The organism is Bradyrhizobium sp. SZCCHNR1098 (assembly GCF_032489375.1).
Classification (GTDB): Bacteria; Pseudomonadota; Alphaproteobacteria; order Rhizobiales; family Xanthobacteraceae; genus Bradyrhizobium.
On the sequence record NZ_JAUEXY010000003.1, the window covers coordinates 94,733 to 108,657 of the forward strand.

Genomic DNA, 13,925 nt, shown 5'->3' on the forward strand with positions numbered 1-13,925 from the left:
GTCGATCAGATCCCTGGAGGCTTCGACGGATGGATGAAGGCCCAGGGCGAGACCTCGGAATCGCGCGGCACCTCGATGTCGATCAGATACGGCCCGCCATGGGCGAGCGCGGTCTCCAGCGCCGACTTGAACTGGTCGGGCGACGTGACCTTGCTGGCGGCGACGCCGAAGGATTCGGCGAGCCTGACGAAATCCGGATTGACGAGATCGGAGGCGACGACGCGGCCGTCGAAGCGCTCGCGCTGGTCGCGTCGGACATTGCCGTAAGAGTTGTTGTTGAACACCAGGGTGACGACGCTGATGTTGTATTGCACGGCCGTCGCCAGCTCCTGCACGGCGAACATGAAACCGCCATCGCCGGTGATCGCGACGACAGGCGTGTCGGGATGCGCCACCTTGGCGCCGAGCGCGGTCGGAAAGCCGGCGCCGAGCGTGCCCTGATAGCCCGAGGTGATGAAGGTGCGCGGCTCGTAGACCGGAAAGCCGTACCAGGAGGCGAAGCCGACTTGTGACAGCTCGTCGGTGACGATGGCGTCTTTCGGCAGCACCTCGCGCAGCACGTTCAGATAGGCCATCTGCGGCTGCACCTGCTGGATCTCCTGCAAGGTCGCAGCGCTGGCGTCGCGGATGGACGCGCGACGGCCTGTTGTCTTGCGATAGCCCGCCTTGCTGACGGCGGCGGCCAGCGCGGCCGTGCCCGCCTTGGCATCGGCGACGATGCCGGCATCGACGATCAGGCGCCGCATCTCGGCGGGATCGATGTCGATGCGGATCGACTTCAGGCCGTCCGGCTTGAACGGCCAGCGGAACGTGGTCGGCAGCTCCATGCGGGTGCCGATGCCGATCATCAGATCCGTGGTCGGCCAGAGCTTGTAGGCCGCAGCCATGGTGAGCCCGAGCTCGTGCGCATTGGAGACGATGCCGCGCCCGGAGCGAAAAGCGACCACCGGCGCGTCGATCATCTCGGCGAGCTCGCGGATCTCCTCGCGCGCATCGATCGCGCCCGCACCGACGAAAATCATCGGCGTCTTCGCAGCCGTGATCAGCGCGGCGGCCTTGGCGATGCGGTCGGGATCGGGCTGCGGCGGCGCGAACGGAGCCAGCGGCTTTGCGGCGGCCGTCTCGGCCTTCTGCGTGAACACGTCCCAGGGCATTTCCAGCGCCGCGGGGCCGCGCCGCCCGGACATCATCTCTTGAAAGGCGCGCGAGACCAGCGTCGGCGCGCTGTCGGGATATTCGATGCGCTCGGCCCATTTGACGAAGGTGCGCAAGGTCGCGAGCTGGTCCGGCATCTCGTGCAGATGGCCGCGGCCACGCCCGAGATAGTCGGTCGGCACCTGGCCCGTGAGGCACAGCACCGGCTCATTGCAGCCGAAGGCGGTGAGCAGCGCAGCACCAGCGTTGAGCACGCCGGGACCCGGTACGACGCTGAACACGCCGGGCTTGCCGCTGGCGCGCGCATAGCCGAACGCCATGTAGCCGCAGGCCTGCTCATGGCGGGCGCCGATGACTTTCAATTGCGCCTGGTGGAAGGCGTCGAACAGGCCGTAGACCTGCGCGCCGGGCAGGCCGAACACGGTGTCGACGCCGTGGGCGACGAGCCCGCTGACGATGGCTTCGCCGCCGGTCATGGTGGTCATGCTTCCGTTCCTGAACTGTTACAGAGCTTCGTCGACGACGCCGTTGCGCAAGGTGCCGACGCCCTCGGCCGCGATCTCGATGACGTCGCCGGGCTTGAGATAGCGCGGCGGATCGAACCGTGCACCGGCCCCGGTCGGCGTGCCCGTCACGATGACGTCACCAGGCACCAGCGTCGCGAAGGTCGAGATGTAGTTGATGAGATAGCGGAAGCCGAAGATCAGCCGCGACGTCCGGTCGTCCTGGCGCAATTCGCCATTGACGTGCGTGGTCAGCCTGATGTCGGCAATCTGGCGCTCATCCGTGTAGGGCACGATCCAGGGGCCGAGGCTGCCGGTCGAATCGAAGTTCTTGCCTTGCGTGACGTTGAATTTTGCGTGCCGCACCCAGTCGCGGATCGTACCCTCGTTGCACAGCGTGAGCGCGGCGATGTGATCCAGCGCCTGGCTTTCCGGAATGTGCCGGCCGGCCTTGCCGATCACGAGGACCAGCTCGCCCTCATAGTCGAGCTGCGGCGAGGCGCGCGGACGCACCAGCGGCGTGTCATGGCCGACGAAGGAGCGCGGCGTGCGCATGAACATCGACGGATATTTCGGCGCGTCCTGGCCGTCCTTGTACTCGGCGTTGCGATCGGGATAGTTGACGCCGATGCAGATGATCTTCTCGGGCGAGGGGATGGGCGGCAGCCAGGTGATGGCATCGAGGCCGTGATCGGGAGACAGCCCGGCGGCGGCATCGATCAGCCGCGGCAGGGCGCCTGCGGCAATCACCTCACGCAGGGTCGGATAGTCCTTCGCGAAACGCGAGGAGAGTTCGACGAGGCCCTTGTCGGTCGCAAGTCCGTAGCGGACCGAGCCATCGGCGACATAGGTGGCGAGGCGAGGGGAGGTCATGGGCGGTTCTCCTTAGACGCCGAGCCGCTGGATCTTGTGGGTGCCGCGCGCGAGCGAGACGTGCTTGGTCTCCATGTAGAAGTCGAACGAGTAGTCGCCGCCATCGCGACCGATGCCCGACGCCTTCATGCCGCCGAACGGCGTCGGCAGATGGCGGACGTTCTCCGAGTTGAGCCAGATCATGCCGGCCTCCAGCGCATCGGCGACGCGCAGCGCGCGGCCCATGTCGCCGGTCCAGACATAGCCGGTGAGGCCATATTGTATGTCATTGGCGATCGCGATCGCCTCCGCCTCGTCGCGGAACGGGATCACCGTGAGGAACGGCCCGAACACTTCCTCCTGGGCCACGCGCATGGTCTGGTTCGCGCCGGTGACGAGCGTCGGCTCGACATAATGACCGCCGCCAGGGCCGGCAAACGGCTTGCCGCCGACGGCGACGATCGCGCCATCCTGGCGCGCGATGTCGACATAGGAGCAGACCTTGGCGAGATGCCGCTCGTGGATCAGCGGCCCGATCTCGGTGGCGGGATCGAGCGGATGACCCACTTTCAGCGCGCGCACGCGTGCGGCGAGCTTGGCCGTGAAGGTCTCGGCGATGCTCTTATGAACCAGCAGGCGGCTGGAGGAGGTGCAGCGCTCGCCGTTGAGCGAGTAGATCATGAACACGACCGCATCGAGCGCCCGATCGAGGTCGGCATCGTCGAACACGATCACCGGGTTCTTGCCGCCGAGCTCGAAATGCACCCGCTTCAAGGTCGGCGCGCCCTGCGCCATGATCGCAGATCCGGTCGAGCTCTCGCCGACGAAGCCGATCGCCTTGATCGCGGCATGCTCGGTCAGCGCTTTGCCGGCCTCCTCGCCAAAGCCGTGGACGGTGTTGAGCACGCCGTCGGGAATGCCGGCGTCCTTGGCGAGCTTCGCCAGCCATTGCGCCGTGATCGGCGACCATTCGGCGGGCTTGTGCACCACCGTGCAGCCGGCCGCGAGCGCCGGCGCGATCTTCCAGGTCGACAGCATGAACGGCGTGTTCCACGGCGTGATCACGCCGACCGGGCCGATCGGCACCCGCGTCGAGATGTTCCAATGCTCGTCGCTCGGCGTGCTCAGGCCGTCGCGGGCCTCGGTGCATTTGTCGGCGAAGAAGCGGAAATTCTCGGCGGCGCGGATCGCGGCCTTGGCCATGAAGCGATAGGCCTGACCGGTGTCGATGCATTCGAGCACGGCGATGTCGTCGGCATGATCCTCGATCGCGTCGGCCACGCGATGCAGCAGCTTGCGCCGCATCGCGGGCGCCATGTCGCGCCACGACTTGAAGGCGAGGGCGGCCGAGGTCGCCGCGCGATCGATGTCCTCGGCATTGCCGCGCGCGACCTTGGCGAGCACGGCACCGTCGATCGGAGACTTCGTCTCGAACGTCGCGCCCGAGATCGCCGGCACCACCTTGCCGTCGATGAAGTGGCCGATGCCCCCGTCCTTCAGCTTCGCGAGCAGGGGAGCGGCACGGTCGAGATTGGCCTTGTAGATGTCGGCTTTGGGACTGGCCTTATCCATGGGATGCCTCCGCTTTCAGGGCGTCGTGGATGTTGTTGCGCTTCCAGCTGGTCGCGGCGTCGTTGATCTGCATGTCGAAGGACAGCGCGAACTTGCTGCTGGCGAAGACCGGATCGAGATACGCCGAGAGCGCCTTGAAAACGTGCTCGCCGGCCTTCTGCCGTGCCGCGAGGTCGCGGCCTTCGCCGAGCCGCAGCAGCATGGCGAGGAAGGCGGAGTCGGGCTTGCCGTCGGCGATCGCGTAGTGCTCGCAGCGGATCGCGCGCACGCGGATGCCGCCGATCGGAAAGATCCCGGTCTCGCTGGCGGCCTTGCGGACCACTTCGCAGACATTGGCCATAACGACAAAGGCGTCGAGATTGGCGGAGTATTCGATGCTGAAATGCGGCATGATGCGGTCGCTCCGGGGCAGGCGTCAGGCGAAGTAACAGCTCACCGTCCCATACGGGCCGTAGTCGGCCTGGATCGTGTCGCCCTTGCGCGCCTCGATCGGTCGGATGAACGAGCCGGCAAGGACCACCTGTCCCGGCTCCAGCGCCAATCCATTTGCCGCGATCTTGTTGGCGAGCCACGCAACGGCCGTTGCCGGGTTGTTCAGCACGCCGGCGGCCAAGCCGGTCTCTTCCAGTTGACCGTTCTTATAACAGAGTGCGCCGATCCAGCGCAGGTCGGCATCGAGCGGCCGCAGCGGCCGGCCGCCGAGCACGATGCCGGCATTTGCGGCGTTGTCGGCGATCGTATCGAAGATCTTGCGGGTCGCCTTGGTCGCGGAATCCACCCGCTCGATCCGCGTATCCAGGATCTCGAGTGCCGGCACCACGAAATCCGTCGCGTTGAGTACGTCGAACAAGGTGCAGTCCGGTCCAGACAGACGGTGCTTCATGACGAAGGCAAGCTCCGCCTCGATACGCGTCGCGATGAAGCGGTCGGACGGCACCAGCCCGCCATCGGCAAAGAACATGTCGTCGAGCAGCACGCCCGAATCCGGTTCATCGATGTTCAGCGCGCTCTGCATCGCCTTCGATGTCAATCCGATCTTGTGACCCTTGATGACGCGGCCCGCGGCCACCTTGACGCTGATCCAGGCCTCCTGGATCGCATAGGCATCTGCGATGGTGATATCGGGAAACTCCTGCGACAGCTGCCTGATCTGGCGGCGGCTCTTTTCGGCCTGATCCAGGCGTAAGGCGCAGCTATGAATCTGGTCGCTCGCAAGAGGCATGAGTGATCGCTCGGAAAAGAGGTGGCGAGAGATGGTTAACATGTTAAGTTTCTGCGGGCAAATCGAAAGGGCAATTGCTGCAGTGCAAATGTTTGGGGCGGCCCAGGGGGGACCGATGTGAGCGAGATCAGGGCCAAGGTCGCCAGGCAGGCGGCGAAGGAAGCCCGTAAGGTGCCAATGCGTGACTTCTCGCAGTCGCTGCCGATGGCATTGTTGCGGGCGCGTGAGGCCGTGATGCGGCAGTTTCGTCCCAGTCTGCGGCAGCACGGCCTGACCGAGCAGCAATGGCGCATCCTGCGCGCGCTGGCGGCGGTCGACGTGATCGAGGTGACGGAGCTGGCGCGGGTCGCGTTCCTGCTTGGGCCTAGCCTGTCCCGCATCCTGCGCGATCTCGAGGCGCGCGGCTTGATTCAACGCGAAGTCGATAGCCGCGACATGCGCAGAGGCGTGTTGTCGATCTCGACCAAGGGCATGAAGCTGATCGCGCAGGTCGCGCCGAGCTCAGAGGCGATCTACGCATCAATTGCCAGCCGGTATGGTGCACGCAAGCTTGCCGCATTGCACAAGATGCTGGGCGAGCTCGAGCGGAGCATTGGCGGCGATCTCGACCCCGACGACAGCGGCGACGGCTGATATGCCGCGGACGAGACGCAATGGGTGGGGTCTCGTGCTTGGCAGGCCGTTCGGCGTTTTGATAAGAAGCGATGCAGTCGAGCGGAGATGGCGTGCGTCGCAGGCATGGCAAACCATGCTAACTCTGTTTTCGCATGCTGATCGAACCCGCGAGTTGTCATGGTCACTATCAAGGTTGCGCATCTCATCGATTTCGTTGCCGATGTCTTCGAACACGCCAATTCCTCGCCGGAGGAGGCCCGCCGGATCGCGACCTATCTGACGACGGCCAACCTGACAGGGCATGACAGCCACGGTGTGATCCGCGTGCCCGTCTATATCCGTTGGCAGAAGATGGGTTCGATCGTGCCCAACCAGACCGCAGAGGTCGTGGTCGACACCCCGTCGCTGGTGGTCGTCGACGGCAAGTTCGGCTACGGCCAGACCGTGACACCACAGGCCGTGAGGATCGGCATCGAGCGTTGCAAGAAGAGCGGCTTGGCCGCCTTGGCGCTGCGCAATTCCGGCCATCTCGGCCGGGTCGGCGACTGGGCGGAGATGGCCGCCGCTGAGGGACTCGTCTCCATTCATTTCGTCACGGCCGCAGGCTCGCTGCTGGTGGCTCCCTATGGCGGAGTCGAGAAGCGGTTCTCGACCGCGCCCTATTGTGTCGGCATCCCACGCCAGGGACAGGATCCCATCGTGCTCGATTTCGCGACCTCGATCGTGGCCGAGGGCAAGGTCCTGGTGGCGAGCCGCGGCGGCAAGAAGCTGCCCAAGGGCGCCTTGATCGATGCCGATGGTACGCTCAGCGAGGATCCGGCGGTGCTCTATGGACCCTATGAGGCCGAGGGGACGCGCGACCACACCAAGGGGACGGGAGCGATCCGCGCCTTCGGCGAGCACAAGGGCTCCGGTCTCGCCTTCATCTGCGAGCTGCTCGGCGGCGCCTTGACCGGCACCGGGGCGACGTCGGCAAACCGGCGCTTTGCCAACGGCATGCTCGCGATCTACATCGACCCGAAGGTGGTCGATCCGGCGAGCTTCTTCGATGGTGAGATCACCCGCTACACGGATTTCATCCGGGCGACCAAGCCGGTCTCCGGCGTCGATCAGGTTCTGGTGCCGGGCGATCCCGAGCGCAAGATGCGGGCCGAGCGTACGGCCAATGGCGTGCCCTTGCCCGATGACACCTGGGCGGCAATAGTGAACACGGCACGCGAAGTCGGTGTCAGCGAAGCGAGCATTCAGCGGGCGACATCGTGATATCAGTGTGATTTGCGGGTGGCGCGAAGCATCCATGCTCAAATTGAGCGGGATTGCATTGCGTTGCGCCATGGGCGAAAACGAATTCTAATGAGACGGATCGGTTGAACAACAAGGGAAGGAAACGCAGTCGTGGCGAACAATAAGGTCAAGCAGCTCTGGGCCGAAGGCAAGACGGTGGTGAATGCCTGGCTCGCGATCCCCTCGGGCTTTTCCGCGGAGGTCGTGGCTCAGTGCGGCTTCGACAGCGTCACCGTGGACATGCAGCACGGGGTACAGGACTATCTGTCGATGGTGCAGTGCTTTCAGGCGATGCATGGCCATCCGGTCACGCCGATGGTGCGCGTGCCGTGGAATGAGCCCGGCATCATCGGCAAGGTGCTCGATGGCGGTGCCTATGGCGTCATCTGCCCGATGGTCAACACAGCGCAGGAAGCGCGCAACCTCGTTTCCTATTCCAAATATCCGCCCAAGGGTGTGCGCTCCAACGGTCCGATCCGTTCGGGCATGTATGGCGGCGCGGGCGAGTATCAGAAGACGGCCAACGACGAGATCGTGCTGCTGCCGATGATGGAGACCAGGACCGCGGTCGAGAACATGGAAGCCATTCTCGATGTCGAAGGCATCGACGGCGTCTATATCGGTCCCTCCGATCTCGGCTTCTCCTATGGTCTCGTGCCGAAGCTCGATCGCGACGAGCCGGAGATCCTCAAGATCTATGAGAAGATCGTGAAGGAGTGCGGCAAGCGCGGGCTCAATCCCGGTATTCATTGCAGCGGCGCCGAGGGCGCTGTCCGCGCCATCAACATGGGCTTCAAGCTCGTGACCTTGTCCAACGAGGTCGGCCTGATGCAGGTCTATGCCCGCCAGCAAGTCGCGCAGACCCGCAAGGACTCCGGCGGCAGGGCCTGAGGCGAATTGCGAATAGGGAGTAGCGAATAGGGGATTCATTCATTCGCTATTCGCAACTCGCTATTCGCATGCCGGTTTGCGACCTACCGATACAAACGAAGAGAGACTGCCATGGCTCCCGCCCCCGTCATCCGTCTTCATCCCGAGGACAGCGTCCTGATCGCGCGTGCGAGTCTGCCGCCCGGCCTCGCGGTTGCCGATGGCGTGGCCACGGTGGACCGCATTCCGGCGGGGCATAAGGTCGCGGTGCGTCCGATCGCGCAGGGCGAGCCCATCCGCCGCTACGGCCAGATCATCGGCTTCGCGACCGCGCCGATCGCGCCGGGGCAGCACGTTCATACACAGAACTGCGGCATGGGCGATTTCGCCAAGGATTATGCCTATGGCGTCGACGTGAAGCCGACGCCGAACTTCGATCTTCCGGCGACGTTCGAGGGCATTCGCCGGCCCGATGGCCGGGTCGCGACCCGCAACTACATCGGCATTCTGACGTCGGTGAACTGCAGCGCGCATGTCGCGGGCCTGGTCGCCGACGTCTTCAAGCGGAATCCCTTCACCGGTGATGATCCGCTCGCCGACTACCCGAACGTCGATGGCGTCGTGGCGCTGACGCACAAGACCGGCTGCGGCATGACGCTCGACGAGCCGCTGAAGCTGCTGCGGCGAACCCTCGGCGGCTACGCGCGTCACGCGAACTTCTCTGCGGTGATCGTGCTCGGTCTCGGTTGCGAGGCCAATCAGATCGGCGGACTGATGGAGGAGCAGAAGCTCGCCGGCCGTCTGCGTGCCATGGACATCCAGGAGGTCGGTGGCACCCGCAAGACCGTCGAGGCCGGCATTGCTTTCGTCAAGGAAGCGCTCGCCGACGCCAACAGGGTCAAGCGCGAGACGGTTCCGGCCAGCGAGCTGACGGTCGCGCTGCAGTGTGGCGGCTCCGACGGCTATTCCGGCATCTCGGCCAATCCGGCGCTCGGTGCAGCAAGCGATCTGCTGGTGCGACATGGTGGCACGGTGATCCTGTCGGAGACGCCCGAGACCTATGGCGCCGAGCATCTGCTGACGCGCCGCGCAGTCAGCCGCGACGTCGGCGAGAAGCTCGTCTCCCTGATGCGCTGGTGGGAGGAGTATACGGCGCGCGAGGGTGCGGAGATGAACGCCAACCCCAGCCCGGGCAACAAGGCGGGCGGCCTGACGACGATTCTCGAGAAGTCGCTCGGCGCGATGGCCAAGGCCGGCAGCACCAATCTGGTCGATGTGCTGCATTATGCCGAGGCCGTCACCAAGAAGGGCTTCGTGTTCATGGACACGCCTGGCTACGACCCCGTCGCGGCGACGGGGCAGGTGGCCGGCGGCGCCAATCTCGTCTGCTTCACGACCGGACGCGGCAGCGTGTTCGGCTGCAAGCCGGCGCCGTCCATCAAGCTCGCGACCAACACGCCGATGTACAGGCGGATGGAAGACGACATGGACGTCAATTGCGGCACCATCCTCGACGGCGAGGAGACGGTGCAGGAGTGCGGCCAGCGCATCTTCGAATTGATGCTGAAGACCGCCTCGGGGCAGCCGACCAAGAGCGAGAGCTTCGATTTCGGCGGGGCCGAGTTCGCACCCTGGGTGCTCGGCGCGACGATGTAGCTGGATCACTCAGCTATTCGGCTGCCCCATATCGGGGCTGCCGTCTGACATGTCCCGGCATCTGATCGCAGCTGAGATCGCCAATAGCTGAGACTGGATCGCAACTGAGATCAGATGACAGGTGAGCGCGCCGCCATGTGCTGGCTGTCGTGGGCAGTCCGTCATGGGCTGGCCCTGCCGACGCTCGCGCGACAGCGGCGCAGAGCAATTTACCGCTGGTGGCCCAGGCCGATGCCGAGCGCCAGGGCCTTCTGACGGAGCGAGCCTTCGGTCCGCTTCATGGCCTTGGCGATCTTGGCAACCGGGGTCTTGGACTTCGAGTGCTGCTTCAGCAGCTTGATGTCGGCGGGCGTGTAGGGTTTCCGCGCCAACTTCTTGGTAGCTGCCTTCTTAGCTGTCTTCGCCACTTGATTCTCCTTTTGGCAATGGTGGTCCTAAATAGCATGTGTAGTCGAGCTATCAAGCGATTGCGGCAAATGCAACGCTATTAGTTCTTGTTAGTTCATCATTCGGGGTTAATCCCTGCTTTGAGGGACTGGTCAATCTTCCGTGAGCGCCTGCGCGCCTTCCTGTGGACAACTCTCCGCGTGCGGCTGGAGAGGTTGTTTGTTCTTCTCTCGTTCTTCGTGACGGGCCGGATTGGGGCGCGCAGCGGCCGGAAAAGCGACCGGTGCGTGCAGCTGAAGCACCTGACAGGGGAGGCTCAACTCGACCTACGCGGACCCAAATGCCGCCTTTCGGGCTTAGGGCCGCCTTTCGGGCTTAGGATAGTTCAATAGGCAGCTCTGCCCTTTGTTAGTGCTTGATCCCTAAGCACAGCAATGTTCTGCTTAAAAAAGTTGCTGGAGCGCCGAAACCTCGTGTCAATCTACGTCGCATTACATCACGTCACCCATTACAAATACGATCGTCCGGTCGAACTGGGCCCGCAGACCATCCGCCTGCGTCCTGCACCACATACCAGGACCCCCGTGCTGAGCTATTCGCTCAAGGTCACGCCGCCCAACCATTTCGTGAACTGGCAACAGGATCCGCAAGGCAATTGGCTGGCCCGCTACGTTTTCCCTGAGAAGGTGAACGAACTCAAAATCGAGGTCGACTTCACGGCGCAGATGACCGTGATCAATCCGTTCGACTTCTTCGTCGAGCCTTATGCGGACAGTTTTCCCTTTGCCTATCCGGAGGGTCTCAAGGTGGAACTCGCGCCCTATCTCGAGACGATCGAGCCGGGGCCGTTGTTCGCGGAATACTTGAAGTCGATTCCCCGCGATGCGAACAACACCGTCAACTATCTCGTCGAACTCAATGCGCAGTTGCAGAAAAAGATTCGTTATATCATCCGGATGGAGCCCGGTGTTCAAACGCCGGAGGAGACGCTGTCGTCGGCCGCCGGCTCCTGCCGCGACTCGGCGTGGCTGCTGATCCAGACGCTGCGGCATCTCGGCCTCGCCGCCCGCTTCGTCTCCGGCTATTTGATTCAGCTTCGTCCCGACATTGATCCGGTCGAGGGGCCGGTCGAGGTCGAGAATGATTTCACCGATCTGCATGCCTGGGCCGAGGTCTATCTGCCCGGTGCTGGATGGATAGGCTTCGACGTCACCTCGGGCATGCTGGCGGGCGAGGGACACATCCCCGTTGCTGCGACTCCCCACTATCACTCGGCCGCGCCGATCAGCGGCAGCGCCGGAGTTGCCGAGGTCAACTTCAACTTCGAGATGAATGTGAGGCGCATCCGCGAAGCGCCGCGGATCACCCGGCCATTTTCGGATGAGGCGTGGGACCGGCTCGACCGCCTCGGCGAAGCCGTCGATGCCGATCTCGCCGCGAACGACGTGCGGCTCACGATGGGCGGCGAGCCGACCTTCGTGTCGATCGACGACATGGAATCGGCTGAGTGGAATACGGCTGCCGTCGGCCCGGCCAAGCGCGGGCTCGCCGACAGCCTGATCCGGCGTCTGCGCGCGCGTTTCGCGCCCGGTGGCCTGCTGCATTACGGACAGGGCAAGTGGTATCCCGGCGAAAGCCTGCCGCGCTGGGCGTTCGGACTGTATTGGCGCAAGGATGGTGAGCCGATCTGGCGCAATCCGGACCTGATCGCCAGCGTCGATGGTCCGCGCAAGGCGACGATCCAGGATGCGGAGCGTTTCCTCGACACGGCCGCCGAGACGCTCGGGCTCGAATCCGACTACGTGCTGCCCGCGTTCGAGGATCCCGCGCATTGGCTGCAGAAGGAAGCCGCCCTGCCCGAGAACGTCGACGCACTCGACTCCAAGCTCGCCGATCCCGAAGAGCGCGCGCGCATGGCGCGGGTGTTCGACGAAGGCCTGCACATCCCGCGCGGCTTCGTGCTGCCGATCCAGCGCTGGAATGCACAGCCCAGGCGCTGGCGCAGCGAGCGCTGGGGCCTGCGGCGCAAGCGCCTGTTCCTGATTCCCGGCGACTCGCCGCTCGGCCTGCGGTTGCCGATCGGCTCGCTGGCCTACATTCCGCCGGAAGATTTCCCGTATATCCACGATCAGGACCCGATGGAGGAGCGCGGGCCGCTGCCGATGTTCACGCAGGGGCGGCCGGTGATCGTGCCACAGGTGCCGCCGCTGCCGAAGCTCGACCGCGCGCCGAAGCCGCAGCAGGACGTTCAGTATCAGTACTGGGGCGGGCTCGGCGTCCGCACGGCGATGTCGGTCGAGATCCGCGATGGCATTCTCTGCGTGTTCATGCCGCCGGTCGAAACCATCGAGGACTACCTGGAGCTCGTCGCAACGGTCGAAGCGACGGCGGAGGCGATGCAGATCAAGGTTCACGTGGAGGGCTATGCGCCGCCGTTCGATCCGCGCATCGAGGTGATCAAGGTGACGCCCGATCCGGGCGTTATCGAGGTCAACATCCAGCCGGCCGCGAGCTGGCGGCAATCGGTCGACATCACCTTCGGGCTTTATGAGGATGCCGCGAAGGTGCGGCTCGGCGCCAATCGCTTCCTGATCGACGGCCGCCACACCGGCACCGGCGGCGGCAATCACGTCGTTGTCGGTGGTAGCTCGCCGCCGGATTCGCCGTTCCTGCGCCGCCCGGATCTGCTGAAGAGCCTCGTCCTGTATTGGCAACGGCATCCGTCGCTGTCTTATTTGTTCTCCGGCATGTTCATCGGGCCGACCAGCCAGGCTCCGCGCATCGACGAGGCGCGCCACGACAGTCTCTATGAGCTGGAGATCGCGCTCGCCAATGTGCCACGGATCGGGCAGAGCGTGCCGCTGTGGCTGGTCGACCGGCTGTTCAGGCATCTGCTGGTGGACATCACCGGCAATACTCATCGCTCGGAGATCTGCATCGACAAGCTCTACTCGCCGGAGGGACCCACGGGCCGCCTCGGACTCGTGGAGTTCCGTGCGCTGGAAATGCCGCCCGATCCGCGCATGTCGCTGGCGCAACAGCTTCTCATCCGAGCGCTGATCGCCAAATCGTGGCGCGAGCCGCAGGACGGCAAGTTCGTGCGCTGGGGCACGGCGCTGCACGACCGCTTCATGCTGCCTCACTTCATATGGGAAGACTTTCTTGATGTCCTGGATGAGCTGAGGTCGTCCGGCTACGATTTCTCGCCGGAATGGTACCAGGCGCAGCTCGAGTTCCGTTTTCCGACCTTCGGCCGCGTGCAGCATGGCGGCGTGACCTTGGAGCTGCGGCAGGCGCTGGAGCCCTGGCATGTGCTGGGCGAGGAAGGCGCGGCCGGCGGCACGGTGCGCTACGTCGATTCCTCGGTCGAACGACTTCAAGTGAAAGCCGAAGGTTTCATCGAAGGCCGCCACCTCATCACCTGCAATGGTAGGAGAATGCCGATGACCTTGACGGGGCGTTCGGCGGAGGCGGTGGCGGCGGTTCGTTTCAAGGCGTGGCAGCCGGCCTCCGGTCTGCACCCGACGATTCCGGTGCATGCGCCGCTGACCTTCGACCTGATCGACACCTGGAATGGCCGTTCGCTCGGCGGCTGCGTCTATCACGTCGCCCATCCCGGCGGCCGCAACTACGACACCAAGCCGATCAACTCCTACGAGGCGGAGGCGCGGCGGCTCGCCCGCTTCCAGGATCACGGCCACACTCCCGGACGAATCGCGCTGCCGCCGGAAGAACGCACAAATGAATTCCCGATGACCCTCGACTTGCGCAGGCCGCTCCTGCATTGATGAAACGGAGTTTGCGCGGAG

11 protein-coding genes are annotated in these 13,925 nt (G+C 64.5%); 5 read left to right on the forward strand and 6 right to left on the reverse strand.

Going from position 1 to position 13,925, the window contains the following annotated elements; genetic code table 11:
- Positions 1 to 5: 5 nt before the first annotated feature.
- From QX135_RS08600 to hpaH, 5 genes are read right to left on the reverse strand one after another with little or no spacing between them, the layout of a single operon-like run.
- Positions 6 to 1,640: a thiamine pyrophosphate-dependent enzyme gene (locus QX135_RS08600; protein ID WP_316176644.1), complete on the reverse strand. Its 1,635-nt coding sequence runs from the start codon at positions 1,638 to 1,640 to the stop codon at positions 6 to 8.
- An 18-nt stretch (positions 1,641 to 1,658) separates the two neighbouring features.
- Positions 1,659 to 2,531 (reverse strand): fumarylacetoacetate hydrolase family protein, encoded by an 873-nt coding sequence (locus tag QX135_RS08605; RefSeq protein ID WP_316176643.1) that lies wholly within the window; start codon positions 2,529 to 2,531, stop codon positions 1,659 to 1,661.
- 12 nt (positions 2,532 to 2,543) lie between these two features.
- Positions 2,544 to 4,082: a 5-carboxymethyl-2-hydroxymuconate semialdehyde dehydrogenase gene (gene hpaE / locus QX135_RS08610; RefSeq protein WP_316176642.1), complete on the reverse strand. Its 1,539-nt coding sequence runs from the start codon at positions 4,080 to 4,082 to the stop codon at positions 2,544 to 2,546.
- The gene (locus tag QX135_RS08615; RefSeq protein WP_315757741.1) at positions 4,075 to 4,473 is read right to left on the reverse strand and encodes a 5-carboxymethyl-2-hydroxymuconate Delta-isomerase; all 399 of its coding nucleotides are present in this window, start codon (positions 4,471 to 4,473) and stop codon (positions 4,075 to 4,077) included. The genes hpaE and QX135_RS08615 overlap by 8 nt, the downstream gene beginning before the upstream one ends.
- Positions 4,474 to 4,497: 24 nt before the next feature.
- Positions 4,498 to 5,304, reverse strand: coding sequence for a 2-oxo-hept-4-ene-1,7-dioate hydratase (hpaH, locus tag QX135_RS08620; RefSeq protein WP_316176641.1), 807 nt, complete (start codon positions 5,302 to 5,304; stop codon positions 4,498 to 4,500).
- A 177-nt stretch (positions 5,305 to 5,481) separates the two neighbouring features.
- Here hpaH and hpaR point away from each other — a divergent pair, with 177 nt between their 5' ends.
- The 4 genes from hpaR to QX135_RS08640 all read left to right on the forward strand — a co-directional run bounded on the left by hpaR (position 5,482) and on the right by QX135_RS08640 (position 9,729).
- Positions 5,482 to 5,937: a homoprotocatechuate degradation operon regulator HpaR gene (gene hpaR / locus QX135_RS08625; protein ID WP_410052082.1), complete on the forward strand. Its 456-nt coding sequence runs from the start codon at positions 5,482 to 5,484 to the stop codon at positions 5,935 to 5,937.
- Between the two features lie 159 nt (positions 5,938 to 6,096).
- Positions 6,097 to 7,182, forward strand: coding sequence for a malate/lactate/ureidoglycolate dehydrogenase (locus QX135_RS08630; protein WP_316176639.1), 1,086 nt, complete (start codon positions 6,097 to 6,099; stop codon positions 7,180 to 7,182).
- Between the two features lie 132 nt (positions 7,183 to 7,314).
- The gene (locus QX135_RS08635) at positions 7,315 to 8,094 is read left to right on the forward strand and encodes an HpcH/HpaI aldolase family protein (protein ID WP_316176638.1); all 780 of its coding nucleotides are present in this window, start codon (positions 7,315 to 7,317) and stop codon (positions 8,092 to 8,094) included.
- Positions 8,095 to 8,205: 111 nt separating this feature from the next.
- Positions 8,206 to 9,729 carry an altronate dehydratase family protein gene (locus QX135_RS08640; protein WP_315737281.1) on the forward strand — a complete coding sequence of 508 codons (1,524 nt, stop codon included), beginning with the start codon at positions 8,206 to 8,208 and terminating at the stop codon, positions 9,727 to 9,729.
- A 209-nt stretch (positions 9,730 to 9,938) separates the two neighbouring features.
- Here QX135_RS08640 and QX135_RS08645 read toward each other — a convergent pair whose 3' ends face one another.
- Positions 9,939 to 10,136 carry a hypothetical protein gene (locus QX135_RS08645; RefSeq protein WP_008964013.1) on the reverse strand — a complete coding sequence of 66 codons (198 nt, stop codon included), beginning with the start codon at positions 10,134 to 10,136 and terminating at the stop codon, positions 9,939 to 9,941.
- 453 nt (positions 10,137 to 10,589) lie between these two features.
- Here QX135_RS08645 and QX135_RS08650 point away from each other — a divergent pair, with 453 nt between their 5' ends.
- Positions 10,590 to 13,904, forward strand: a complete 3,315-nt coding sequence (locus QX135_RS08650) for a transglutaminase family protein (protein ID WP_316176637.1) — start codon at positions 10,590 to 10,592, stop codon at positions 13,902 to 13,904.
- Positions 13,905 to 13,925: the final 21 nt, after the last annotated feature.